The sequence below is a fragment of the Zhouia amylolytica genome, assembly GCF_900116365.1.
GTDB classification, from domain to species: Bacteria; Bacteroidota; Bacteroidia; order Flavobacteriales; family Flavobacteriaceae; genus Zhouia; species Zhouia amylolytica.
In genome coordinates this window covers 233,865-258,872 of sequence record NZ_FPAG01000004.1, presented here as the reverse complement: position 1 = coordinate 258,872, position 25,008 = coordinate 233,865, and the positions used below count along the sequence as shown (strand labels likewise).

Genomic DNA, 25,008 nt, shown 5'->3' with positions numbered 1-25,008 from the left:
AGTTATTTTGTTTGACGGTTAGCAATTCAGACCCTAATAACCAGGATCTTTCCTTAATGGACTATGAAGTTAAGAAAAATTTGCCTTCTACAACCATGAAAAACAAGCGATTAGAACAATCACACCTTCTTTATCCGCTGACTTCTTCCTATCAGGAAGTAAAGTATAACTCCTATAGGGTAGAAAAATAAAACAACTAGCAACCAAATAATTTTTCCATACCCTTCAAATTCATGTTTAACAATATCAATTATTGCAAAAATTACGGGAATTATAAAAAGAATTAAAATCAACATAAGGATCTGCCATGGGCCGATCATTCCTAAAAAGTGTGTCATATAAATATGTAATTAATAAAGTTATAATTTTTATTGTCCACTGAATACCAAAACATAGCGCTCATTCAAAAGTTTTATCCCGGCCATAAACTATAGCCCTATTTCGTCCTTAGATAACGATTAAATACTACTATTTAAAAGTTTTTTAAATTCTGTTACGATGAATTTTCGCTCTAATATAGAAAAATCTTTTTTCGTTTCTTTACACCATGATTGAAAAACGTTCGTATACGGTCGATGAAGCCAAACGTAAACTGGAAGCCTATTGTGCCTATCAAGACCGCTGCCATAAAGAGGTTGTTGCCAAACTAACGCAAATGGGTATGATTCCATTAGCTATAGACACGATCGTCGGACATTTAATAGAACATAACTTCTTAAATGAGGAACGCTTTTCCAAAAGTTTCGCCCGTGGCAAATTCAATCATAAAAAATGGGGTCGAAATCGAATTATAAGAGAATTAAAAGCTCGGGACATCTCTAAATACAACATTCAAACTGCTTTAAAGGAAATCCCTGACAAAGCATATTATAAGACCTTCGATGCATTGGCTAAAAAACGTTTAGATCAACTGACTGAACGCAATTTGTATAAAAAAAAGAAAAAATTAGCCGATTACCTGTTGTATCGTGGATGGGAAAGCCATATGGTATATGACAAAGTAAATGAGTTGATTAAATAAATCGTTAGTATCTTCCATGCTGTTACTACTCAGTGTTCAGCTTTAAGTGTTGAGACCATAAAACTAGTCATAGCCATATCAAACTGTATTGAATGTTTTAGTGTACTTCTTACTTTTTCATTGCTTGTTTTTTCCTTTCAGAAGTCATTTTTTCAATTGCATAACGTAAAGAGGTACGAGGCATTACATCTTTTTTATCCATTACATATTCAAAAACTTTTCTTTGATGTACCTGGCTGGCTACTTTTAACAACCATCCGTAACCTTTTAGCACCAAATAGTCTTCATCTAACAATAGCCTATCAGCTATATCAAAAACATCATCCAGAAATTCACCCTTTTTTGCCGGAACTATCAGAGATACTGCTGCTGCCCGCCTTACCCACCTGTTTTCGGAAGTTGTCCATTTTTTTAATTCCTCTATATATTCAGGATACATCACTACAAAGGTTCCTACAGTATGATTACATAGGGTATCACACGAAGCCCAGTTATTTACATAGGTATTCACCCATTTTTTAAAAACCTCAAAATCTTCTCGCTCGTATTGTTTGCGAATATAATAAGACCAATGGCAGGCAATAAACGATTCTTCCATAAAACCCGATTGCCACAAGGTTTCGCACAAATTAAAAATAGTCTGTTTGTCTGCTACTTTAATTTCTTTAAAATACTCTTTACCAATTTTACGAACTACAGCCGCTTTAACCCCATAAAGCCTTACCTCTTCTTTAAAAAAACGGTATCCGCTCTCCCGAGCTCTAACAGAACTATTTTCTTTTAATTCATTTCTGATTAATTCTATAATGTTGTCCATTTGCTTAAAATTGTATGGAGACAGGGACAAAGAAACCCATAGCATCAATAATTATATATCTGAGGCTATCAGCTATTCCAATGTAAATTCATCTATTACACTCTTCAGATCGGGGAATTCCTTCTTTAGTTGAGCATTCGTTGCCAATTCAAAATCAGCAAAATCAAATCCTGGAGCCACGGTACAACTTACAAGGGTGAAGCCCTTTTCGTCTTTAACCTTACACGCAAACCAGGTGTTGGCAGGTATTTTATAAAATAACCTTTCCCCCTTTTCTAAATTATCACCTAAGACAACGGTATGAAGTATACCTTCTGATATATAATATATTTCCAGGGGCGCACCCTTATGAAAGAACCAAAGCTCATCAGATTGGATTCGATGAAAATGCGATTTATCCATATCTTCAAGAAGAAAATGGATAGCAGTACACACATTTCTTTTCTCTCCATCACGATTCAAAGTCGTTTCTGTAGATCGATAAGTTTCCTTATAATACCCTCCCTCCGGATGGGGTTGTAAGTCTAATTGCTCTATTAAGGTTTTCCCGTTCATATCTACTTCGAATTAAATTATTTATCTACCTGTTGCTAATCTATTAAAACCTACAGTTTCTCTATACATTTGAGGTGATATTTCTACATTCTTTTTGAAGAACCGGCTAAAATAATATTCATCGCTATACCCTAATTCATAGGCTATTTCCTTTATCGTTTTATCCGTTAAATACAACTCCCTTTTAGCCTCAATTACGATTCGTTCAGCAATTAAGTTGGTAATCGTTTTATCAAAATGCTTTTTAGTAAGTTTTCCCAATGACTTGGTGCTTATCGTCAACATTCTTGCATAGTCACTTGCACTGTGTTTGGTCTTATAATGCTCTTCGATACTGTCTTTTAAATTTTGCAAAATAAACGGCTCCTCATTCTGCGCTTCCTTTTGGCTGTAAGCTGATAACGATTGCTGTGTCTTTTCTCTCGAGGCGGTAATAAGAAAAAGTTTCAAATAGGATATGATCGACTCGTACTGCGCCAATGCATCACTCTGCAGTTCATTCTTGATCTGTTCCATAAACATTTCAAGTTTATTACTAACAGGCTCCTTGACTTCCATTACCGGTGGGCAATAAATATTGTTAAAGAGAACGCCATTACAAGCTACTTCTTTTTGATGTTTGTGTATACAGAAGAAATCCGGATGAAAGTGAATGATTGTCACCTTCACCTCTTCTGTATCACTCATGATCATGAAGGGCTGATATGGGGAAAAACACATCAGGGTATGTGCTGTAAATTTATACTCCGAAAAGTCAGCTTTTAAAGTTCCTTTACCCTTTTTAACCCATATTAACGCATAATAATTTAGCCTTTGAATATGGTCAAAAGCCTGTAAAGTATCAACATCATAAATTTTAAACGCCAGGTTACCGGTTTGCGGGTTAACCAGGGTCAGCTTACTTTTCTGCATCATAAAATAAATTTACAGTTTTCTATCCTTCTTTTCAATCTTAAGATCATTTATACTTGCGTATCTTTTTTGCATTAACCCCTCATCATCAAACTCCCATAGTTCATTACCATATGCACGGTACCATTGTTGATGCTCATCCCGATATTCGTATTCAAAACGAACCGCGATTCGGTTATTGCGAAATCCCCATAATTCCTTTCTTAACCGGTAACATTGCTCTGTTTTCCATTTTTTAGTCAGGAAATCTATAATTTCCTTTCTTCCATTTATAAATTGAGTCCGGTTTCTCCATTCAGAATCTATGGTATAAGCTAAAGCTACTTTATTCGGGTTTCGGGTGTTCCAGGTATCTTCTGCCAATTGCACCTTCATCAAAGCAGATTCAAGCGTAAACGGAGGTACTAAATTTTTAATATCCATATCAAATCTGTCTTTGTTGCAAAAGAAAAGGACAAGCAATTTATCTTGCCCTTTTCAAGCAAGTATTAAAACGTTGAAGTTTCAACTAAGGCAGTTTCAGGAAAATCAACAACTACTTCAATGGCATTATTGAAATAGTTTGTAAAAATATTTAATACCGTATGACCAATAATTTCGGCAATTTCAGCATCAGTATAACCAGCCCCTTTAACAGCATTAAAATCCTCCGTACTAACACTTCCTCTTTTAGCTAATAAAACCTGAGCAAATGTTAAAGCCGCTTGAGTTTTAGCATCATTGCCCTTACCAGCTTTTGCATTTTCAATAGTATTGGCATCAATACCAACTAACTTTTCACCTATAAATGAATGAGCAGCATTACAATAATTACATCCATTAACATTGGCTACCGTAAGTGCTATTAACTCCCCTAATTTTCCTCCCAAGGTACTTTTACCCAAGGATTCACTCAGTGAAAGATACCCACCTAGTACTGCTGGAGAATTCCCCATTGTTCTCATCATATTAGGAACCATTCCTAATTTAGACTGTATCGCTTCAAATAAATCTTTAGACGGCCCTGTAGTTTGTTCAGGATTAAGTGCTTCAATTCTTTGCATCGTTTTAAGTATTTAAATTCTTTGTCAATATCGACGATACAAAGGTTCATAATGCTAAAGGCTTTTAAAATGGACAAAAGGAGCTTTCTGATAGACAATTTCTCCTAAAGCACAGTAAGTAACCGCTAAACTATGATTGAAAGAAAAAAATCACCCTAAATAACCTCCGAATCCGGAAATATCTTTAAGAACTTTTTTGGCAGAGGATCTTTAATTTCCATGGCCTCATTCGTGATTGGGTGAATGAATTTTAAACCACAGGCATGCAAATAAACACCTTTACCATTCAGCACCAAACCTTTCAAAAAATATTCCTTATCTCCCAATATCGGATGTCCGATACCAAATAGGTGTTTACGTAATTGATGGCGTCGACCCGTTTGCGGTTCCAGTTGAACAAGATTTAATTTATTGAATCGTGGAGAATCTGCTGTTTGAACAACTTTATACACAGAACTTGCCTTTTTGCCATCTATGGGTTCATTTAACACCCCTTCCTTGTCCATTTCACCAATAGCAATGGCATAATAGGTTTTTTGAATTGCCTTGTCCTCAAACAGCTTATTAAGTGCTCGAATTGCCTTGCTTGTTTTTCCGACCAGTAAAACTCCGGTGGTAGCATAATCCAACCGATGAACAGGCTGTGGTTTAGTAGCATCAGACTGTGTACTGAGTTTTAAATTCTGTGATAAGGCATTTGCAATCGTATAAAAGCTATTACCACTTACTAAAATTCCTGCAGGTTTATGAACAAGTGCCAGGTATTCATCCTCAAACAATACTTTCAACTTAAAGATCAATTGTTTCTGAGGTGTGGTGGCTACTGGAATATTTAATTCGATTATCTCCCCTCCTTTTATGAAAGTTGCTGTACTCGCTATAACCCCATTAACCCTTATATACTCTTTTTTAAGGGCTTTTTTCAATCCCGACTTAGTAGGCAAGGCATAAAAAATTCCAACCCCGTACTCTTGTAATCGTATCGGAGCTATCTGTTTTGGAACCTTATGTTCTTCAGTTATTTCAGCCATATAATTGATAGCTATTTAAATCATCCGGATCAATGTGAATTCTTAAACTCCCTTAACAACACGCTGTAATTCTGCATACATTCGTTGGGTTACAGGTGTTTCTATATTCAATTCCTTTCCATAAGTTACAATAGCTCCGGCAAATAATTCTAATTCTGTATTATCTTTTCCGGAATTCACATCTAACTGTAAAGAAGTGGGCGTTTCTTTTGGAAATGTCGCGGCTTTATCAAAAGTTTGTTCTATAATATTGTCAGGCAAAAATATATCCTTTTTCGCTGCAATCAGCTTAACTTCCTTCATTATTTCCGTTGCTTCTGCCTTTTGTACAGAATCGCAACAAACCGTTCCAATAGAAGAATTGTATTTAGCAGTGACCATCCCAAAACTTGTTATAAAAATAAATTTTGTCCAGATATCAGTCAACGGATCATCTTTAAACTCATAATCGATACCGCTTGCCTTCATTAAATCATTAACCCATAACAACCCGGCATCCAGGTGCTCCGGATCATTTCCGAAAATTAGCTTTCCTGGCCTTCCCTTATGCTCAATTATACCCTTTTCCCTTATATGAGAAGCAACATAAACACAAGAAGGGAGTATAACGTTTTCAGGAATTACCGCACGTATTCTATCGTATATATTGGCCCCATTCATAAGAGGTAATAGAATCGTATCTTTGGAAATGACCTTCGATAATTGCCGGCAAACACTTTCTAAATCATATTCCTTTACGCAAATTAAAACTAAATCAGGGTTATTTAAATCTAATACACTTTGAAAAAGATCATCTGGGCTGGTAATAGTATTTTGATGTTCCGGCGAGTGTAACCTTAGTCCGTTTTCTTTTAAAGTTTTATAAGTCCTTTCCCGGGCTATAAAAGATACTCTGTTATTTTGTAACTCTTCATTTCTCTGATTTATTTTAAATCCAAAATATCCTCCAACTCCTCCGAGTCCAACAATTGCAATGTTCTTTTTGTTCATATAATCTATGTTTTTTGCAAATCTCGAAAGAGATAAGATAACGATCACTTGTCAAATGACAAGAAATTAATATTTGCCAATATCTTTTCTTATACGACTTAAAGAACTATCTGTAATACCCAGATAAGAAGCTATAACTTTTAAAGGGATATGTTGAAATACATTGGGGTTTTGTTCAAGAAGATTTAAATACCTTGTTTCAGCTTTTTGACTCGCCATCTCAATGGTCCTGTCCTTCAGTTTATGATAATTTATCACAAACAAAAGTCGGCTAAATTCCCTGAATTCAGGAATATTATGAAAATTAGACTGAACATTTTCCAAGCTCGTTTCCCAAAAAGAACATGCAGTGATTGTTTGATAAATTTCCCGGGTAGGCTGTTGTTTGAAAAACGATAAAAAATCATTCACAAAACATGGAGCAACATAAATATTAGTGGTGACCTCCTCATTATCTTCATTCAAAATATAAGAACGCATATAACCTTCCTCCAAAAAATAAGTTTTGGAACTAATTTCATTCTTATCGATCAGTACGGTGTTCTTATGCAATTTAAAAGAGGTAAATTTTTCAGTAATTTGAACCACAATCTCCTTTTCTATGGGGAACAAAGAGTGAAAATAATTGTTGAGTACTGATTTATTCATGAAGCTTAATTTTTACTGCTTACAGGCTATAATACTGAATAAATCTTAAGAGTTAAAATCATTCTCCATAAATGAAATATTTATTCCTTCAATTAATACCCAACTTCTTATGGGTCTCCACGAAAGCCTTTTCATTTTTTTTATCGATCCAGGCTTGTCCCTGAACCCTACGCATTAAATTGTCGTAATGACGCATCACAAGTACATTATATGCTGCCTTCGCAAGATTTGAAAATTTCCTTGGAAAGGCCCGTAAACTCATTGAAAATCCGGGAGTTACATATTTCATATAATGCCAATATCCCTCTGGCATAAAAAGCATTTCTCCATGATTTAAATCTGTAACATAGCCCTCTGCATATTTCAACGCTGGCCATTTTTTATAATCCGGATTATCAAAATCTATATCTTCTCTGGAAATTAAGGCATGCGGTACTTTGTACAAGTATTTGCTCTGATCAGGAGGAAGAATGACACATCGTTTCTTTCCATGAAAATGAAAATGAAGAATATTCGAATAGTCGATATCAAAATGCATAAACACTTTACTATTCGCTCCGCCAAAAAATAACATCGGTAATTGCTTAACTAAACGCAATCCAATATCAGGCCATTTAAAATCCTTTTGCAGTTGTGGCACCTCTTTCATCAAATTATAAAGAAAGATGCGATAATCAGTTGGCTCTGTTTTTAAAAGATCTATATAATCTTTCATCCTCATCTTGGCATGAGGTTCATTAAATCCATCTTTATAGTCTACCGGTCGATCGTCATATAAAGGCACAATTTTGTCCCCCGCAATCTCAGAGATATATTCAAGACTCCATTTATTAAAGGCATCCCAGTCAGCCGTCAGCTGCTCAATAACCACAGGCTTTTGTGGTCTTAGATAATTCTCAATAAAGTCTTCTTTGCTTATTGTTTTTACCCTGGGTATTTTCTGCAACCTCATAGCAAACCAATTAATTATAACCAGATAAAGATACTAAAATGCCTGACTTTGCAACTGCTAAAGCCTACTTATCGGCTTTAGCATGCTGAGCTTTCGCTTTGGCCTCTTCATTTTTATCAATGACATGACCAGGACGCGACCATTTAGGTTTTTCCCCTAACGGTTTATACTTTGAGTCGCCAGCTTCAGTAGTTTGCGGCTGTACTTTTTTCGTAAATGGCTTTTGAGGATTAAGCCCTAACATTTTAAACATTTCCATATCCTCATTCACATCAGGATTAGGAGTTGTTAATAATTTATCACCTGCAAAAATAGAATTTGCCCCGGCAAAGAAACACATAGCCTGCCCTTCTCTGCTCATTTGCGTTCGTCCTGCAGATAGCCTAACCTGAGTTTCTGGCATGACGATTCTGGTAGTTGCTACCATGCGCAACATATCCCATATTTCTACGGGTTGCTGTTCTTCCATTGGCGTACCTTCAACTGCAACCAAAGCATTAATAGGAACCGATTCAGGATGAGGATTTAACGTAGATAATGACACCAACATCCCGGCTCTGTCCTCCAACTTCTCTCCCATTCCAATAATACCTCCACTACAGACAGTTACGTTTGTTTTACGAACGTTATCAATAGTCTGTAAACGGTCTTCATACCCTCTGGTTGAAATCACTTCTTTATAGTATTCTTCCGATGTGTCCAGGTTGTGATTGTAAGCATATAACCCAGCCTCTGCCAAACGCTGAGCCTGATTTTCAGTAAGCATCCCTAGTGTACAACAAACCTCCATATCAAGTTTATTGATGGTACGTACCATTTCCAATACCTCTTCGAATTCCGGTCCGTCTTTTACATTTCTCCAGGCTGCTCCCATACATACTCTCGAGCTCCCGCTTTGTTTCGCCCTTAATGCCTGAGCTTTTACTTGCTGAACAGACATCAGGTCATTCCCCTCAACATCAGTATGATATCGGGCTGCTTGTGGACAGTATCCGCAATCTTCCGGACAACCACCGGTTTTTATAGATAATAAAGTAGAAACCTGCACCGTATTCGGGTCGTGGTGCTCTCTGTGTATCGTTGCTGCCTCATAAAGCAACTCCATCAGTGGCTTATTATATATTGCTAAAACTTCTTCTTTTGTCCAATTGTGTCTGTTCTCAGTCATATTATCTTAATTTACAGGCTCCTCCAAAAGAGTCGGACAATTCGCTAGATGTTTAAAAAAATCAATGCATTTTAAAATCCTTAAACATTCTTGCTCCATCCCTAAGCCAAACTTTCGATGCGTCAAAAATAACAAATCATTTTTTGCCTAATGTAGTTCTGGTTCAATATATTTTATTTGAAACAACTATAAGCTTAAAAGAACACTCACCGCATTCCCCCCAAAGCCCACTGCATTCACCATCACTTTTCTAATCTTCTCCGGCTCCATATTTGAATTTAAATAAGGTACATTAATAAACTTTTGCTTCTGCAACATCATTATTCCGAGCTCTAGGCTTAACATTCCCGATGCTCCAAAGGTATGCCCAACTTTCCATTTATTGGTTGTTAATGCGGGCTGCTGGTTTCCAAAAACCAATTCAATGGCATTGAGTTCTGAACTGTCGCCCTTTTTGGTCCCGGGGGCATGCATAACAATAACGTCTACATCTGATGGGCTTGTATTTCCCAAAGCCATTTTCATCGAACGTTGAAAACATTCTGCGTTCGTTGAAATCGAAATATTATGCTGAAGCACCTCGGTAGCATAACCAACTCCTTCTATAATTGCTATGGCATTATCCGACACGCCCTTTTCAAGGCAAGCTACACTTGCACCCTCTCCCAAAACCATAGTATTGCCCAGTTTATCGGGGTTTAAAGCCTTACAAGGATACGCATCAGTCTCCCTGGAGTAAATTTTAAGAGCCTTCATCTGGGCAATTGTAAAAGGGGTCAGTGAAGCCTCACTACCACCAACCATAAACTTGCTGGTCATACCTGAATTAATCCAGGCAACTCCGTTTAATAAAGCATGCAATGCCGTAGAACATGTAATTGAATGTGAAATTTCCGGCCCTTTAGTTTGTAAATCGTGGGCTATCCAAGAGGATATGTTGCCCAAAGTAGTTGTTGGTGAACATAGGGTTTCCGTTTTACCACTTGAAAGAAAGTCCTCATAATAAGATTCAAACAACGCAGTTGCTCCCCTCGATGAACCCATATTGACCCCAAAATTATCATCTGAGCTCCAATGGGCATCTTTCATCGCCATTCTTGCAGCATACATGGCATATAATACCGTATCATCAAGCGCTTTATATTTCTGATCCGATACCCTAAGTTTTTCAATTTCAAGCTTTGCACCCTCTGCTAATGGAGCAACCATAGCTTTGAATTCTCCAAACTCCCTTTCTTCTAAACAATGTTCATCACTTAAATACTTCTGCCAAATTTCATTTTCCTTAATTCCCAACGGAGAAACAGAAGCAATTGACTTAATAGATACCTTGTTGTTCAATTTTTTGTATTTTGGGCAAAATTAAGGGTATCTTAAGAAGATACCTAAAACAAACCCTACTAAATCACATGAACGAACTATCCCCCAAAAAAAGCTGGTGGGGCAGAAACTGGAAATGGGTTATTCCTGCCGGTGGTTGTCTTACCATTATTATCTTCATTGTTGTTTTTATAGGCACGGTCTTTTTTGGTGTCAGTACCATGATGAAAAGCTCAACACCCTATGAGGAAGCCATTACAAGGGTAAAAGAAAACAAACAAATCATTGAAGCATTAGGCGAACCAATTGTACAAGAAGGTATGATCCAAGGTAAAATCAATTATGAAAACGACCATGGAGACATCGACATCAAAGTACCGCTGGAAGGTGCTAAAGGAAAAGCCTCCCTCTATATCGTTGGAACAAAACAAGGAGACACCTGGAACTATTCTGATATGTATATCGTAATTAAAGCCACAGGTGAAACCATATTTTTACTGGAGAGTGAATTTTAAGCTTTCACTACTACAAAACTAAATCAAGAGCTGATTTAATACTATCGTATATTTTTTCTAGTTCCTTTTTCGTAATAGTATAAGGAGCTAGAATATAGATGGTATTTCCTAACGGACGTAAAAAGACACCTTGATCCATAAAATGCTTAAATAACATATCACGCAAATTTCCGTAGCGCTCCATTTTAATATTTAAATCCAAGGCATAAATAACCCCTTGCTGCCTTGTACCGGCAACTTTTGGATGAGTCTTTATCTCTTGATCAAATTCCTGATGACTCTCTACGACCATTTGTATATTACCCTGAACATCCTCTGAAGCAAGTAATTCAATTCCAGCCAATGCAGCCATACAAGCTAATGGATTAGCTGTATAAGTATGGCCATGAAAAAAACCTTTAGCTATATCATCATCGTAAAACGCATCATATATTTCCTGAGTACAACTAGTAATCGCCATAGGCAAAAGACCCGCCGTCAAAGCCTTACTCATACAAATAAAGTCAGGCTTAATTTCCAGAAATTCAGAAGCAAAGTTTTTCCCGGTCTTTCCAAAACCTGTCATCACTTCATCCGCTATCGTCAAGACATCATTCTCTTTACAACAAGCTAAAAGTGATTGCAACCCATTTAAATCATACATTTTCATAGCTGCGGCACCCTGAACTAAAGGCTCATAAACAAAAGCAGCTACTTTATTTTCAGCAATCACCTGTTTTAACCTCTCAACAACATCTGCATTATTACTTCCATCCGGAGTCGGAATTCGAATTACTTTCAAAAAGAAATCTTCAAAAGGTCCGTTATATACGGACAGGCTGGAAACAGACATCGCGCCAAATGTATCGCCGTGAAAACCATCTTCAAAAGCAATAAGTGTATCCCTTTTATCACCCCCGTTAAAATGATACTGAAAGGCCATTTTTATGGCAACATCCACTGCAGTAGAACCATTTTCTGAAAAAAACAGCTTTTGTTGATTCCCTGGTAATATGGAGACTAAGGCTTCAGATAACTTAACAGCAGGTTCATGAGTAAAACCTGCAAACACAACCTGATCGAGGGTCTGCATTTGTTGGGCTACTTTCTCTGTAATAAAGGGGTTACAATGCCCATACATACAGGTATACCAGGAGGCAATCCCATCTATATACTCCTTTCCATGTTCATCATACAAATACGCGCCCTTTGCCTTGGTTATTCCTAAAGCATCAGGTTTTACCTTATGCTGGGTTAATGGATGCCACAAATGAGCTTTATCTCTTTCCTGTAATGTCATTTTATTTCTTTAATTATTATAACTCCTGAAGAGTTTTACTAAATTTTTCTGCATACTCCTTCACCACATTTTCATCAAAATAAGGCTCTTCTGAAACCCTTCCGATTACCTTCACCTCAGTCATTTTCTTTACAATATTTTCAGTAGTCGAATTTTCATCTCCGCTAAAAATAATAGACACATCATACCCTTTATCCAACAATGCTTTTACGGTAAGCAATGTATGATTAATACTCCCCAGATAATGCCTCGAAACAACAATAACCTTGTATGACGGTTGAATGATATCTAAAATGGTGTCTTTATCGTTTAAAGGAACTAAAAGTCCACCGGCACCTTCAATCACCAAATGATTCTTTGTTTCCGGTTCTATAATTTCCTCCAAAGCAATAGTAACTCCATCTATTTCTGCCGCCGCATGCGGACTCATAGGTGTGTTTAACGCATAACTATTTGGATGGATAATCGATTGTTCATTACTGATGAGCTTTTCTACTTTATGAGCATCAGCATTATGAAGATCCCCAGCCTGGATTGGCTTCCAGTAATCTGCCTTTAAGGCCTCAGTAACTATTGCAGAAATTACCGTTTTACCAACTTCAGTGGATATTCCGGTAACAAATATTTTTTTTCTTTTCATACGGTATCGTTATGCTGAATTCACTTCAGCATCTCATCAATTTTATAATTCAATATTTGTAATGTTGGATTCATTTGCTTAATTAAATCTAACTTCCATTGTATATCACAATGGGACACTGAAACAATTTCAGTATGTCGGATTCTTAAACCACAAAAGTAGCCAACAAGCCCAACACTTCCGAAATTTCAACCGTGGAATTATAGCCGTGAAGACAAAATCTTAATCGCTCTTCACCAGCAGGAACCGTTGGTGACAAAATAGCCTTAACCCCAAATCCTTTTTCCTGAAGTTGAGCAGCTATTAACTTGACCTTATCATTACTCGGAATCACACAACATTGGATCGCTGAATCACTATCAATAAAATGTTCTTTTAATCCCTTGTGTAACACCTCAGATTTGAAAAAAGCAATATTATTAAGCAACTTCAATAATTGACTGTCACCGGCTCCTAAACTTTTAAGTTTCCCGTAAGAGGCTAATATAGTCGCCAATGAATGTGGAGGCAATGCAGTTGTATAGATCAAACTGCGCGCAAAATTTAACAGATAAGTTATTAATTCAGAGGATCCGAGTACCGCAGCTCCATGACAACCCATAGCCTTCCCAAAAGTTACCACTCTGGCAAAAACCCTGCTTTCCAATCCCAAATATTGCGACATCCCAGCTCCCTTTTCTCCAATTACCCCAAGGGCATGTGCCTCGTCTATAATTAAACGCGCATCACTTCGTTCCACTATTTCGAGCATCTTTTTCAAATCAGGAGCATCACCATCCATCGAAAAGACCGATTCTGTAACCACATACACTTCCTTAACCCCATCTACATTCTTCCCCATTAACATTTCGAGATTCTCGAGATCGTTATGCTTAAACTTATAGGCCCTGGCATTGCTCATCTGAATGCCATCACGGATACTCGCATGAATGAATTCATCATATAAAATAACATCACCCCTCTGAGGCACACTTGAAAACAAACCGATATTAGCATCGTATCCCGAATTGAAAACAACCGAGGCCTCGGCATTGTGAAAATCACACAATAAGGCCTCAACCTTACCATACAATTTATGATTGCCCGAAATTAACCTGGACCCGGTAGCTCCATTAGATTGAGAAACTGTTCGTTCTAAAATAGCACCTGCCTCATTAAAAATGGAAGACGCTTTAGAAAATCCTAAATAATCATTGGAAGAAAAATCTATATGATCACTCAGACCCGGCAATACCCGGAGGGCATTATTTCTAATGCGCTCATCTATTTTCTGTTGAAGCTTTGTTGGGAACTTAGGCATACGCAAATGTAATCAACATTCAATTAAATAATATATTAGCAAAAAACTTTTCTGATGCGATTAATATACACACCCCTTTTAACCCTGTTCTGTGTTTTTAGCTTTTATACCCAGGCACAAAAATCAACCTATAAGATCTCCTTTGAGAATGCAGTACACCATGAAGCAAACGTTAATGTTATATTTTCTGAATTGGAAGGCGAAAATTTAACTGTTAGAATGAGCAGCGCCTCTCCAGGTCGATACGCCGTGCACCATTTTGCTAAAAACATTTATGGAGTAAAAGCCACAGACAGCAAAGGGACTCCACTTAAAATAATGCGTCCAGATCCTTTTTCATGGAAAATAATGAACCATGATGGTGAAGTAAACCTCAATTATATTTTGTTCGCCAACCGGGGAGATGGCACCTATAGTCAAATAGACGAAACACACGCCCATCTGAATATGCCGGCAACTTTTATGTTCGCTCCGACCCTGGAAGACTTCCCCATGGAAATCACCTTTAACGTAAGAAAAGATCTCAACTGGAAGGTAGCTACTCAATTAAAAGAAACAGGTGCTAACATCTATTGGGCACCAAATCTGCAGTATTTTATGGACAGCCCCACAGAAGTGAGTGACTTTTCTATAAGAAGTTTTGATGTAGACGGACAAACCATCCGATTCGTATTACATCATCACGGCACCGAAGAAGAACTGGACACTTACTTTGAAAATGTAAAAAAAACAGTTTTAGAGCAGAAAAAAGTCTTTGGTGAACTTCCGGAATTTGACTTTGACACTTATACCTTTTTAGCTTGTTACATACCAAATGCCAGTGGTGACGGCATGGAACACAGAAACTCTACTATCCTTACCAGTACACGAAGTCTGGCGAACGGAGGAATTCAAGGTAACATTGGAACCGTATCACATGAATTCTTTCATGCATGGAATGTAGAGCGTATCCGACCTCAGTCCCTGGAGCCTTTTGATTTTACCAAAGCAAATATGAGTGGTGCGCTGTGGTTTGCTGAAGGCTTCACAAGCTATTATACCAATCTAATCCTTAGTAGAGCAGGGGTTATCACTCCGGAACAGTACATTAAAAGCCTTAACGGAACTTTTAATTACGTATGGAATTCACCTGCCAGGCAATACTTTAACCCCATTGAAATGAGCTATCAGGCTCCTTTTGTAGATGCGGCAACTTCCATCGATCCGGTAAACCGAGAAAACACCTTTATTTCATATTACTCCTACGGAAGCGTCCTTGGTTTGGCTTTAGACCTGTCACTACGTGCAGAAAGGCTTAATTTAGATGATTATATGAAACTCGTATGGATCAAATACGGAAAAAAAGAACAGCCATATACCATTAAGAAATTAGAAGAAGCACTAAAAGAATATGCCGGAACAACATTCGCTACAAATTTCTTCAATAACTATATATACAAAAGTGAAATGCCGGATCACAAAACCTTATTCTCTAAAGTAGGTATCCAAATCAATCAGGATGCCTCCAAAGCATATAGCGGAATAAGCTTGAATGGTCAGAACGCGATACAAAAGAACATCGCTCAAAATACTCCCGCATATAAAGCAAAATTAGATATGGGTGATACGATCTTAAGTATTGACGGGAAAAAAGTAGACGGAAACTTCAAAGACCTGATCACCACCTATAAACCAGGTGATAAAATTACAGTAGAATTTGAAAGACACGGTGTAAAGAAAAATACAACTCTCATCCTTTCTTCAGATCCAACCTACACCATTAGTATTGATGACAAAGCCTCGAAAAAACAATTGAAAAAGCGAAGTGAGTGGCTGTTAAACTAATCCAGACAGCCACTTTCAACATATAATCAATTAGATGACAATTTAATCCCTGCTCAATAGAAAGCATAAAAAAACCGGACCAAAAGTCCGGTTTTTTTTTAGTATTATATTTATTTACTGAAACTAGTCAGCTAAAATAATTACTTTATTGTTGTTGAGTTCAATAGTTCCACTATTGATTGGTAATAAGGTTTCATTCTTATCACCTTTAGAAAACTTATCAGCGAACTCTTTTCCCAATTCCACATCACCAAATATCTTCACATCACCTTTTCCAAGGATTGAAACTATTGGGGCGTGATCTTTAAGCATTTGAAACTCACCATTTATACCAGGAACGGCAATTGACTCAACCTCTCCTTTAAATAATGTTGCTTCGGGTGATACTATTTCTAAATACATATGCCTTTTAATTTGATATTAAATTATGCGTCAGCAAGCATTTTCTCACCAGCTTCGATAGCCTCTTCGATAGTTCCTTTTAGGTTGAACGCTGCTTCCGGCAGGTGATCTAATTCACCATCCATGATCATATTAAATCCTTTGATAGTATCTTTAATATCTACCAATACCCCAGGGATACCTGTAAACTGCTCAGCTACGTGGAATGGCTGAGATAAGAAACGCTGAACTCGACGAGCTCTTGATACCGCTAACTTATCTTCCTCAGAAAGTTCTTCCATACCTAAGATCGCGATAATATCCTGAAGTTCTTTATAACGTTGTAATAACTCTTTTACTCTTTGTGCACAAGCGTAGTGATCTTTACCTAAAATATCAGCAGTAAGAATTCTGGAAGTAGAATCTAATGGATCAACCGCTGGATAAATACCTAGCTCTGCAATTTTACGAGAAAGTACCGTTGTAGCATCTAAGTGAGCAAAGGTCGTTGCAGGAGCTGGATCCGTCAAGTCATCCGCAGGTACATATACTGCCTGTACTGATGTAATAGATCCTTTTTTAGTTGATGTAATACGCTCTTGCATCGCACCCATTTCAGTTGCTAATGTCGGCTGATAACCTACCGCTGAAGGCATACGACCAAGAAGTGCAGACACCTCAGAACCTGCCTGTGTAAAACGGAAGATGTTATCTACGAAGAAAAGTACGTCCTTTCCTTGTCCGTCACCAGCACCATCACGGAAATATTCTGCGATAGTAAGACCAGATAATGCTACACGAGCACGTGCTCCTGGAGGCTCATTCATCTGACCGAAAACGAAAGTAGCTTTTGATTCTTTCATAGCAGCTTTATCTACCTTAGAAAGATCCCAACCACCTGCTTCCATAGAATGTAAGAAGTCGTCACCATACTTGATAATTCCTGACTCTAACATCTCTCTTAAAAGGTCATTTCCTTCACGAGTTCTTTCACCTACACCAGCAAATACTGATAAACCACCGTGACCTTTTGCAATATTGTTGATCAACTCCTGAATAAGTACCGTTTTACCTACACCAGCACCACCGAAAAGACCAATTTTACCTCCCTTTGCGTAAGGCTCAATCAAATCAATTACTTTAATACCTGTAAATAAAACTTCTGTAGAAGTTGATAAATCTTCAAATTTTGGTGCCTCTCTGTGAATTGGAAGACCGTCCTTACCCGTTTTAGGTAAATCTGCCAATCCGTCGATAGCATCTCCTACTACATTGAATAGACGTCCGTAAACATCTTCGCCAATTGGCATTTGAATTGCACTACCAGTTGCTACAGCCTCACTACCTCTGCTTAAACCATCAGTAGAATCCATCGAAATGGTTCTTACTGTATCTTCACCAATATGAGATTGAACCTCTAGTATAAGCTTAGTACCATCTTGTTTTGTAATTTCCAATGAATCATATATTCTTGGAAGCTCTGAGTCAGAACCAAACTCTACGTCCACAACCGGACCAATTATTTGTGCAACTTTACCTGTAACTTTTGACATTACTCAACTATTTAATGTTTAGCGTATTAAAAGCGAAATCATATTTTCTTTACAACATCTCAAAAAGATGCTTTTTTCGCGGTGCAAAGATATGTTTTTAATTGAAAAAAAAGTAACCGATATTATTTTTTTTTAATTCCAATTATCGGACTTCCTCATCTCTTTATAAAAACAAAGGTCGACATCTGATAATGCCGACCTTCAAAAAACTATATTTATCACTCTCTAAGGTAATTCAACCGGATACATCGTACCATAATCCCCTGCCTTTGCCAAAACACCAGCCTCCTCAAAATTCGAACCATATGCAGCATCTATGGCCAACATAAACTGATTGGCTATAAATGCATAACCTCTGGCCGTAGGATGGACTCCATCTAAAGAAAAAGTATTTCCAAAGACCAAACTTGAGTTTAAAGTAAATTCATCAAAAGGCAGCCCCCCGGAAGCAACCTCATTCATCAAAGCGTGCGCATCTACAAACGCCAAACCGTTTTGCGAAGCCAAACTCTCAATAGTCGTATTAAAAGCTGTGGTAGCAGTTTTAATTTCATTCTGTTCAGAAGGCAACAACACCCATCCATCATCAAGCGGATACGTAATCCCTTCCACCGAAAATTGTGCCGCCAATTCCTGCGATAACCCTCTGGACATTAAAAATTGCACAGCAGCTGTATTCACCTCCCCAATCACCGAAGAACTTGTTAAAACCAGTAAATCAGCTTCCGTGGCCTGTCTCGACTGACCATACATTACTCCCAACAAATTAGCAACTCCCGGAGCTGCTTCAGGTGGCAATCCAAATTGAGCTATAAACTGTGGAAATGTTTCACTCGCATTTAAGGCAGCTTCAATTTGTGCTGATATATCTGTTAAACTCTCGTCCTTAATAACCACAGGACTAGCAGAGGTTTCAGAGAACACAACCGCTCGCTCTCCTTCTCCAAGAGCAACAAATATTTGATTCAATGCCCCGAATATTGTATTCAACAGAGGGATTTGAGGCCCAAAATCTTCGTTAGTCGGGTCTAGCGGAGCATGAGGCACCGTAGTAAAATAAGGTAATGCGGTTACATCTGGTATGTTCGCCACAACACCCGTAGCCCCATTACTGGTTAACAAGGTCAATATACCCGAGAATGCCTGTGAAAAGACAGCAGGATCAGTAATATCATTTGAACCATATGTTTCCGGATTAAAATTCCCGGCTTGGTCTTCTCCTATACCTCCGCTCACAGCATATGCCAATACATCATCACTACCTGCCCATAAGGTAAAAAAAGTGGGAGCTAAAGACAACGCATCTCCTATAACACTCGCGCCCGGACTCGATGCCATCCTAACATAATACGGATTGGCAGCCCCAACAGACAATGCGGCTGGACTCCCATAACCTTCCACCCCCAGGTGAAAAATCTTTGCCCCGGTAATCCCCATATTATTATAAGGCCCCGGCATTACATTGGTAGCTTCAGTGGTTGGTGTACCGGGCAACCGCTCCGGCAACTCACCGTTAAAGAACAACCTGTTCTCTAATAACTGATTACCCCCAACAAGCATTCCTCCTAAATTATCACCCATTAAAGGCTGGGTAAATGCACCTCCCCCCGCCATTTGGAATTTTGATGCCAATATGTTAGGAAATGAATTGATTTGCGAAGCAATAAAAAGAGCTCCATCTGAATATCCGGCAGACAGCGAACTCCCTACCGCCACGTATGTTGAAAAATCGGCTTCACCTGAAGTTAGCATTACTGCATCCGGCCCCTCAGAAGACATATCATCATCAGAGTCACATGCTATAAAGCCAAACGCCAAAAGTAAAAGCCATTTATAATTTATTTTCATTGGAATATTTTTTAAATGAATTCTTTTAATTATTGATTACCCAGGAAACATAAAATTGAGATCCTATATACCCTGTTCCTATGGCAGTGAAATAATCCTTCCCACCAATATTAGAACCTCCCACCTTAAAGGTAGACTTCAAACTTGGAACCCTGTAGTTAATCTGGGCGTCAAAAACACTGTATGATGAAATATTTCCGTCAGCAAAAGTAGCTTGCCAAAAGTATGAATCACTCCATCTGTAATCGATATTGAATCCGAAATTCTCAAAAAGATCCGTATTGCCAAATGACACCTTTACTTTATGCTCAGGAGTATTAAAACTTGTTCTGAAGTCAGGAGCAGAAGCCTGATCAAAATCTTGTTTAGCATACGTATAACTTCCTCCTAAATCAAAATTTCCAAAAATCCTATAATCAAGCCCGATCGAGGCACCATAAGATTTTACATCAGCATCCGAATTCGTATAAGTCTGATAAGGTTTGAAGTCGCCACTCTGCATGGCCAGCAAAGACAAAGAGTTATCACCCACTTCGCCATAGAACGGAACAATAACAGTCTCATTCGCTATAAACTTATCATAAATATTATAGTACACACTTAAATCAATCGTCACCTTACTTACCTCACCACGGTAACCAACCTCAAAAGACTGCACTTTTTCCGGCTCAACTAAAGAAACATCAGATTTCTGAAAGGTTCCGTTATTTACAGAATTTAAAGTAAATGAATTTTCATAAGCTTCACGTCCAAGAATCGTAGCGGTATCATTCCCGCCATTGGCAGCAATATTATTCACTCTGAATTCCCTAACATCCCTGTCGAGATTTTCTTCAGCCGACCCTACCAAAATAGCTCTGCCGGCATCCAAACCGATAAAAAGATCCTGGGTAGTAGGGTTCCTGAATCCCGTCTGATAAGATGCTCTTAAATTATGATTACGGGCTCCCCCCATAGTGTAACCTAATGACAACCGAGGAGAAAAGAACCCATCAAAAAGTTGTGATTTATCATACCTCCCTGATGCAGTCACCTTTAAACGATCATCTGCGAATTTTTTCTGAATTTGAGCATACGCACCAATTTCCGAATAACTTATCGGACCGTTGGCATCCGTAAAGATCGTTCCAAATGAATTCAAAACATATTCTCTGAAAGACCCCCCAACCTGTACTTCCGCAAAGTCATCAGTTAAATGTGAAAAATTGTAATTTACATCTACATGCCTCATCTTAGTCTCATCCTTGAACTGCGCTCCTTTAGTAAAGTCAGGATCACTTATCACCCTGTTAAAGGTAGACTCAAATGCGGCTGTACCCGGAATCAACCTACCGGTATCCGCCGTTTGGCGCGCCACCATATGAGCCTGCTCCGAATTCGCCCCTGCAAGAGAAGCCTGAAGGTAAGCCCCTGCGTATTCACCAAACCAGGTTGAATCATCTTTCCACGCACGGTTGATGTTAATACCTGCAAATCTCATATCATATGAATCACCTGCATCTTCACTCGTTATATACCCCCTAACGAAGAAATTATCATTCCTGAATTCCAATTTATGTTGTTGCAGAAAAAAATCTTTAATAGAATAACGGTTCGACCCTTGGTAAATAGTAGTTCCTTTACCTAATTTTCCTTGATATATGATCTCAAAATCATCTGCAAATGGTCTGTAATGTAACGAGGCGTCAAACTTAACACTCTCCGCATTATAATCAGTCAGATCTCTTTCGGCGTAACCGGTTCGACTCACATTTTCATCAGGCAATAAATTCTCTGCACCGGAAGGAATAAGTCCCATATCAGCCAAAGCCGCTCCCACGGCTCTGATATTCGTACTTACTTCATCCCCGTAAATATTCAACCCATCGTAATTTTGATGCGCACGAGTTCTCCCAGGATTCAAAACATCTTCTTCACTTACAGCCCACCAATCAGTCCCGTTTAAATAGGAGAAGTTTACTTTTCCAGCGAATTTATCTGAAAACTTATGAGCAGCACGAATACCGAAATCATAGTATTGATTATCTCCGGCAGCTTCTTGAGAAGTAAACCCCGATTTAGCATACGCACTCAAACCGTTAAATTTAAACGGATCCTTACTGGTCATAAACAAAATCCCGTTAAAGGCATTAGCCCCATACAACGCAGAAGAAGCACCGGGCAACAACTCAACACTATTCACATCGAGCTCTGTCATTCCCAATAAATTTCCTAAAACAAAGTTTAAGGCAGGAGAAGTATTATCCATTCCATCCACCAATTGCACAAAACGGTTGTTCGCAAAAGTCGCAAACCCTCTGGTATTGATCGATTGAAACGTTAAACTATTGGTGTTGATATCAACTCCTTTTAGGTTTTCCAACCCCGAATAAAAATCCGGAGCAGCTGCATTCTTAATTTCCTTTAATCCAAATCGCTCAACAGTTACCGGCGATTCAAAGATCCTTTCAGGTGTTCTGGAAGCAGAAACCACAATCTCATCCAGCTGGGTCTGAGCTTCCTCAAGAATAATATCTAAATTTTGATTATCAGAAGTCACTTCAAGCTCAACAGAAGAAAACCCAATACTTGTAACTCGAAGTTTGAATGGAGGTGTTTGATCAGTGGTTAGGGAAAATCTCCCATTGAAATCGGTTACTGCCCCCTCAGCTTTACCAATTATTACCACATTAGCCCCGGGTATGGGCTGATTGTCTTGATCGACTACTTTACCTGTTATTGTCGTTTGCGAAAACGCACAAAGACTGAATAACATCAAAAGCCCACAAAATAATGTTCTCATCATACTTAGTTTGTTTTTAATGCAAGAACAATATACATATTTTTTCTATTTACGATTTTTTTAATCAAATAATTGACGTATTGTTAAAATTAGACAGTTTACACTAATAGCTCCTTAAACTAAACATCATAAAGCGTTTTTCGAAACCCCTTATATGGTACTCAAAACAACTGATGGCTTCAAAAGAAAATCATGACCAAAACGTTAAACTCCCGTCTAAACCAAGGACCTAAAAAACAAAGGTAAAGGCCCCAATCCCCCATAACAAAAGCGAGGCTTTTTCTTACAAAAAGCAAAGTTATCCCCATGTTATCCCCATATTATCCCCATTATATCCCTATGTTATCCTTATAGATCATTACAACTAAAAGAGGTTTAAAAAAGGAGAATGATCAACTGCACACGCTGAACATACTGCTCTGAAATCAACTTTAAAAAATCAAAATCTCACCAAGGAAAGCTACAGATTAAAAAAGGCCATCTAAGCATGCTTAGACGGCCTTTATCTTATAAAAAATATATATAGTTACTCCACTGTAACTGATTTAGCTAAATTTCTTGGCTGATCTACATTACATCCCCGCATTACCGCGATATGATAAGACAGTAATTGCAATGGAATAGTATTAACCAACGGAGATAAAGCCTCCGAAGTTTCAGGAACTTCAATCACATGATCCGCAAGTGCCCTTACATCTTCATCACCCTCAGTAACAATAGCTATAATTTTACCGCTTCTGGATTTAATCTCCTGAATATTACTGATAATCTTTTCATAATGTCCTTTTTTAGTAGCTATTACAACTACCGGCATTTGTTCATCAATAAGCGCTATCGGCCCATGCTTCATTTCAGCAGCCGGATATCCTTCCGCATGAATATATGATATCTCCTTGAGCTTTAAAGCCCCTTCTAACGCCACCGGGAAATTATAACCTCTTCCCAAATACAAGAAATTGGCAGCATCCTTATAAATAGAAGAGATATATTTCACATGATCATCCACCTTTAAGGCTTCTTCAATTTTTCTTGGCATACTCTCCAGTTCAGCCAATTTCTGATGGAGTTCAGATTTCGAAACCGTGCCTTTTTCAGATGCAAGTTTTAACGCTATTAACGCCAATACCGTAATTTGCGTAGTGAATGCTTTTGTTGAAGCAACCCCTATTTCCGGTCCGGCATGAGTATAAGCCCCTGAGTTAGTCTCTCTGGCAATAGAAGATCCTACCACATTACACACCCCATAAACGAAAGCTCCGTTTTCTTTGGCTAGTTTAATGGCTGCAAGAGTATCTGCCGTTTCTCCAGATTGAGAGATAGCAATAACCACATCTTTCGATGTTATAATAGGATTCCTGTACCTGAATTCAGAAGCGTACTCCACTTCAACAGGCACTCTGGCTAAATCCTCGAATATATATTCCGCCACCAGGCCTGCATGCCATGAAGTTCCACAGGCTACAATAATAATACGATTTGCATTTAAGAATTTCTCAAGGTGATCATCAATACTCGCCATCTTAACAATGCCCTCATTAACAATCATTCGTCCACGATAAGTATCTTTAATAACCTCAGGTTGTTCGTGAATTTCCTTGAGCATGAAATGGTCATACCCTCCTTTTTCTATCTGCTCTAAACTCATCTCGAGCTCTTGCACATAAGGAGTTACCAAAGCGTCATTTTCAATCTGTCTAACCTTGATATCCCTACCCAATCTAACAATAGCCATTTGTTCATCTTCCAAATAAATAGCATTATTAGTATACTCAATAAATGGAGAGGCATCCGAAGCAATAAAAAACTCCTCTTCACCAACACCAATCGCCAACGGGCTTCCTAGTTTTGCAACTATGATTTCATCCGGTTTACTTTTATCAAAAACAGCAATAGCATAAGCACCTACAACCTGCTGTAATGCTATCTGAACCGCCTTACCTAATTTAACCTGTTCGTTCTTTTTAACGTCTTCAATTAAATTGATTAAAACCTCCGTATCCGTCTCCGAATGAAAAGTATAACCTCGACCAATCAGGGCCTTCTTTATAGCGTCATAGTTCTCAATAATTCCGTTATGAACAATAACTAGATTACCAGAATTAGAAAAATGAGGATGGGCATTTAAATCATCAGGAATACCATGGGTTGCCCAACGCGTATGACCAATCCCACACATCCCTTGGGTATTGGAATTGGCTTCGGAAATACGCTTAAGATCAGCAACCTTACCCTTCGTTTTACTTAGGCTTATTTCTCCCTTATCGAAGAGAGCAACACCTGCACTATCATACCCTCGGTATTCAAGTCTTTCAAGGCCTTTAATAATAACAGGGTACGCCTGTCGATGGCCTATATAACCTACGATTCCACACATAATAGTTAGTTTTTTTTGAGTTTATTGTGTTTAATTATTGTGCTATTGTGTGGGG

Annotated in this window: 23 protein-coding genes; 3 read left to right on the top strand and 20 right to left on the bottom strand. The window is 38.2% G+C overall.

The features are described from left to right. Positions 1-119 precede the first annotated feature (119 nt). Positions 120-296: a PLDc N-terminal domain-containing protein gene (locus tag BM361_RS08085; protein ID WP_254785773.1), complete on the bottom strand. Its 177-nt coding sequence runs from the start codon at positions 294-296 to the stop codon at positions 120-122. 251 nt (positions 297-547) lie between these two features. Here BM361_RS08085 and BM361_RS08080 point away from each other — a divergent pair, with 251 nt between their 5' ends. After that, positions 548-1,021, top strand: coding sequence for a regulatory protein RecX (locus BM361_RS08080; RefSeq protein WP_074978117.1), 474 nt, complete (start codon positions 548-550; stop codon positions 1,019-1,021). A 109-nt stretch (positions 1,022-1,130) separates the two neighbouring features. Here BM361_RS08080 and BM361_RS08075 read toward each other — a convergent pair whose 3' ends face one another. The 11 genes from BM361_RS08075 to BM361_RS08025 all read right to left on the bottom strand — a co-directional run bounded on the left by BM361_RS08075 (position 1,131) and on the right by BM361_RS08025 (position 10,478). Next, complete coding sequence (locus tag BM361_RS08075) at positions 1,131-1,838, bottom strand: DNA alkylation repair protein (protein ID WP_074978115.1); 708 nt, start codon at positions 1,836-1,838, stop codon at positions 1,131-1,133. Between the two features lie 72 nt (positions 1,839-1,910). Continuing rightward, positions 1,911-2,393: a cupin domain-containing protein gene (locus tag BM361_RS08070; protein WP_074978114.1), complete on the bottom strand. Its 483-nt coding sequence runs from the start codon at positions 2,391-2,393 to the stop codon at positions 1,911-1,913. 21 nt (positions 2,394-2,414) lie between these two features. Continuing rightward, positions 2,415-3,308 carry a helix-turn-helix domain-containing protein gene (locus tag BM361_RS08065; protein WP_074978112.1) on the bottom strand — a complete coding sequence of 298 codons (894 nt, stop codon included), beginning with the start codon at positions 3,306-3,308 and terminating at the stop codon, positions 2,415-2,417. Positions 3,309-3,317: 9 nt separating this feature from the next. After that, positions 3,318-3,728 (bottom strand): nuclear transport factor 2 family protein, encoded by a 411-nt coding sequence (locus BM361_RS08060; RefSeq protein WP_074978110.1) that lies wholly within the window; start codon positions 3,726-3,728, stop codon positions 3,318-3,320. 65 nt (positions 3,729-3,793) lie between these two features. Further along, positions 3,794-4,348 carry a carboxymuconolactone decarboxylase family protein gene (locus BM361_RS08055; protein ID WP_038267404.1) on the bottom strand — a complete coding sequence of 185 codons (555 nt, stop codon included), beginning with the start codon at positions 4,346-4,348 and terminating at the stop codon, positions 3,794-3,796. Between the two features lie 155 nt (positions 4,349-4,503). Next, positions 4,504-5,379: an RluA family pseudouridine synthase gene (locus BM361_RS08050; RefSeq protein WP_074978108.1), complete on the bottom strand. Its 876-nt coding sequence runs from the start codon at positions 5,377-5,379 to the stop codon at positions 4,504-4,506. A gap of 42 nt (positions 5,380-5,421) precedes the next feature. Continuing rightward, positions 5,422-6,369, bottom strand: a complete 948-nt coding sequence (locus BM361_RS08045) for a ketopantoate reductase family protein (RefSeq protein ID WP_074978107.1) — start codon at positions 6,367-6,369, stop codon at positions 5,422-5,424. Positions 6,370-6,435: 66 nt separating this feature from the next. After that, positions 6,436-7,017, bottom strand: coding sequence for a Crp/Fnr family transcriptional regulator (locus tag BM361_RS08040; protein ID WP_074978105.1), 582 nt, complete (start codon positions 7,015-7,017; stop codon positions 6,436-6,438). Between the two features lie 88 nt (positions 7,018-7,105). Next, positions 7,106-7,969 carry a cupin-like domain-containing protein gene (locus tag BM361_RS08035; RefSeq protein WP_074978103.1) on the bottom strand — a complete coding sequence of 288 codons (864 nt, stop codon included), beginning with the start codon at positions 7,967-7,969 and terminating at the stop codon, positions 7,106-7,108. Positions 7,970-8,033: 64 nt separating this feature from the next. Continuing rightward, entirely contained in the window at positions 8,034-9,137 is a 1,104-nt protein-coding gene (bioB, locus tag BM361_RS08030; protein WP_074978101.1) for a biotin synthase BioB, read from the bottom strand. A gap of 186 nt (positions 9,138-9,323) precedes the next feature. Then, on the bottom strand, positions 9,324-10,478 hold the full coding sequence (locus BM361_RS08025) for a beta-ketoacyl synthase N-terminal-like domain-containing protein (protein WP_074978100.1): 1,155 nt from the start codon (positions 10,476-10,478) through the stop codon (positions 9,324-9,326). A 68-nt stretch (positions 10,479-10,546) separates the two neighbouring features. Here BM361_RS08025 and BM361_RS08020 point away from each other — a divergent pair, with 68 nt between their 5' ends. After that, complete coding sequence (locus BM361_RS08020) at positions 10,547-10,972, top strand: cytochrome c oxidase assembly factor Coa1 family protein (RefSeq protein WP_038267967.1); 426 nt, start codon at positions 10,547-10,549, stop codon at positions 10,970-10,972. Between the two features lie 10 nt (positions 10,973-10,982). On the opposite strand, the gene bioA is transcribed toward BM361_RS08020, so the two are convergent. The 3 genes from bioA to BM361_RS08005 all read right to left on the bottom strand — a co-directional run bounded on the left by bioA (position 10,983) and on the right by BM361_RS08005 (position 14,191). Further along, positions 10,983-12,251, bottom strand: coding sequence for an adenosylmethionine--8-amino-7-oxononanoate transaminase (bioA, locus tag BM361_RS08015; RefSeq protein WP_074978098.1), 1,269 nt, complete (start codon positions 12,249-12,251; stop codon positions 10,983-10,985). A 16-nt stretch (positions 12,252-12,267) separates the two neighbouring features. Then, on the bottom strand, positions 12,268-12,891 hold the full coding sequence (gene bioD, locus BM361_RS08010) for a dethiobiotin synthase (protein ID WP_074978096.1): 624 nt from the start codon (positions 12,889-12,891) through the stop codon (positions 12,268-12,270). Between the two features lie 145 nt (positions 12,892-13,036). Further along, entirely contained in the window at positions 13,037-14,191 is a 1,155-nt protein-coding gene (locus tag BM361_RS08005; protein ID WP_074978094.1) for an aminotransferase class I/II-fold pyridoxal phosphate-dependent enzyme, read from the bottom strand. A gap of 54 nt (positions 14,192-14,245) precedes the next feature. Between BM361_RS08005 and BM361_RS08000 the strand changes: the two genes are divergently transcribed. Next, complete coding sequence (locus BM361_RS08000) at positions 14,246-16,015, top strand: M61 family metallopeptidase (RefSeq protein ID WP_074978093.1); 1,770 nt, start codon at positions 14,246-14,248, stop codon at positions 16,013-16,015. Positions 16,016-16,138: 123 nt separating this feature from the next. Here the strand turns inward: BM361_RS08000 and BM361_RS07995 are convergent, their stop codons facing one another. From BM361_RS07995 to glmS, 5 genes are all read right to left on the bottom strand, one after another. After that, the gene (locus tag BM361_RS07995; protein ID WP_038267427.1) at positions 16,139-16,417 is read right to left on the bottom strand and encodes a F0F1 ATP synthase subunit delta/epsilon; all 279 of its coding nucleotides are present in this window, start codon (positions 16,415-16,417) and stop codon (positions 16,139-16,141) included. Between the two features lie 23 nt (positions 16,418-16,440). After that, a complete protein-coding gene (gene atpD / locus BM361_RS07990) occupies positions 16,441-17,949 on the bottom strand; it encodes a F0F1 ATP synthase subunit beta (protein ID WP_074978091.1) in 1,509 nt (502 codons plus the stop codon). Between the two features lie 225 nt (positions 17,950-18,174). Continuing rightward, entirely contained in the window at positions 18,175-19,797 is a 1,623-nt protein-coding gene (locus tag BM361_RS07985) for an SGNH/GDSL hydrolase family protein (RefSeq protein ID WP_074978090.1), read from the bottom strand. 25 nt (positions 19,798-19,822) lie between these two features. After that, positions 19,823-22,579: a TonB-dependent receptor gene (locus BM361_RS07980; protein WP_074978088.1), complete on the bottom strand. Its 2,757-nt coding sequence runs from the start codon at positions 22,577-22,579 to the stop codon at positions 19,823-19,825. A 526-nt stretch (positions 22,580-23,105) separates the two neighbouring features. Beyond that, positions 23,106-24,953: a glutamine--fructose-6-phosphate transaminase (isomerizing) gene (gene glmS / locus BM361_RS07975; RefSeq protein ID WP_074978087.1), complete on the bottom strand. Its 1,848-nt coding sequence runs from the start codon at positions 24,951-24,953 to the stop codon at positions 23,106-23,108. Positions 24,954-25,008 lie beyond the last annotated feature (55 nt).

Coding starts and splice junctions, on each gene's coding strand:
- BM361_RS08035 (WP_074978103.1), bottom strand. CDS start 7,969: ATGAGGTTGCAGAAAATACCCAGGGTAAAAACAATAAGCAAAGAAGAC.
- BM361_RS08020 (WP_038267967.1), top strand. CDS start 10,547: ATGAACGAACTATCCCCCAAAAAAAGCTGGTGGGGCAGAAACTGGAAA.
- BM361_RS08060 (WP_074978110.1), bottom strand. CDS start 3,728: ATGGATATTAAAAATTTAGTACCTCCGTTTACGCTTGAATCTGCTTTG.
- BM361_RS07995 (WP_038267427.1), bottom strand. CDS start 16,417: ATGTATTTAGAAATAGTATCACCCGAAGCAACATTATTTAAAGGAGAG.
- BM361_RS07985 (WP_074978090.1), bottom strand. CDS start 19,797: ATGAAAATAAATTATAAATGGCTTTTACTTTTGGCGTTTGGCTTTATA.
- BM361_RS08065 (WP_074978112.1), bottom strand. CDS start 3,308: ATGATGCAGAAAAGTAAGCTGACCCTGGTTAACCCGCAAACCGGTAAC.
- BM361_RS08080 (WP_074978117.1), top strand. CDS start 548: ATGATTGAAAAACGTTCGTATACGGTCGATGAAGCCAAACGTAAACTG.
- bioA (WP_074978098.1), bottom strand. CDS start 12,251: ATGACATTACAGGAAAGAGATAAAGCTCATTTGTGGCATCCATTAACC.
- BM361_RS08045 (WP_074978107.1), bottom strand. CDS start 6,369: ATGAACAAAAAGAACATTGCAATTGTTGGACTCGGAGGAGTTGGAGGA.
- BM361_RS08040 (WP_074978105.1), bottom strand. CDS start 7,017: ATGAATAAATCAGTACTCAACAATTATTTTCACTCTTTGTTCCCCATA.
- BM361_RS08055 (WP_038267404.1), bottom strand. CDS start 4,348: ATGCAAAGAATTGAAGCACTTAATCCTGAACAAACTACAGGGCCGTCT.
- BM361_RS08005 (WP_074978094.1), bottom strand. CDS start 14,191: ATGCCTAAGTTCCCAACAAAGCTTCAACAGAAAATAGATGAGCGCATT.
- BM361_RS08075 (WP_074978115.1), bottom strand. CDS start 1,838: ATGGACAACATTATAGAATTAATCAGAAATGAATTAAAAGAAAATAGT.
- BM361_RS07980 (WP_074978088.1), bottom strand. CDS start 22,579: ATGAGAACATTATTTTGTGGGCTTTTGATGTTATTCAGTCTTTGTGCG.
- bioD (WP_074978096.1), bottom strand. CDS start 12,891: ATGAAAAGAAAAAAAATATTTGTTACCGGAATATCCACTGAAGTTGGT.
- BM361_RS08085 (WP_254785773.1), bottom strand. CDS start 296: ATGTTGATTTTAATTCTTTTTATAATTCCCGTAATTTTTGCAATAATT.
- bioB (WP_074978101.1), bottom strand. CDS start 9,137: ATGACTGAGAACAGACACAATTGGACAAAAGAAGAAGTTTTAGCAATA.
- atpD (WP_074978091.1), bottom strand. CDS start 17,949: ATGTCAAAAGTTACAGGTAAAGTTGCACAAATAATTGGTCCGGTTGTG.
- glmS (WP_074978087.1), bottom strand. CDS start 24,953: ATGTGTGGAATCGTAGGTTATATAGGCCATCGACAGGCGTACCCTGTT.
- BM361_RS08000 (WP_074978093.1), top strand. CDS start 14,246: ATGCGATTAATATACACACCCCTTTTAACCCTGTTCTGTGTTTTTAGC.
- BM361_RS08070 (WP_074978114.1), bottom strand. CDS start 2,393: ATGAACGGGAAAACCTTAATAGAGCAATTAGACTTACAACCCCATCCG.
- BM361_RS08050 (WP_074978108.1), bottom strand. CDS start 5,379: ATGGCTGAAATAACTGAAGAACATAAGGTTCCAAAACAGATAGCTCCG.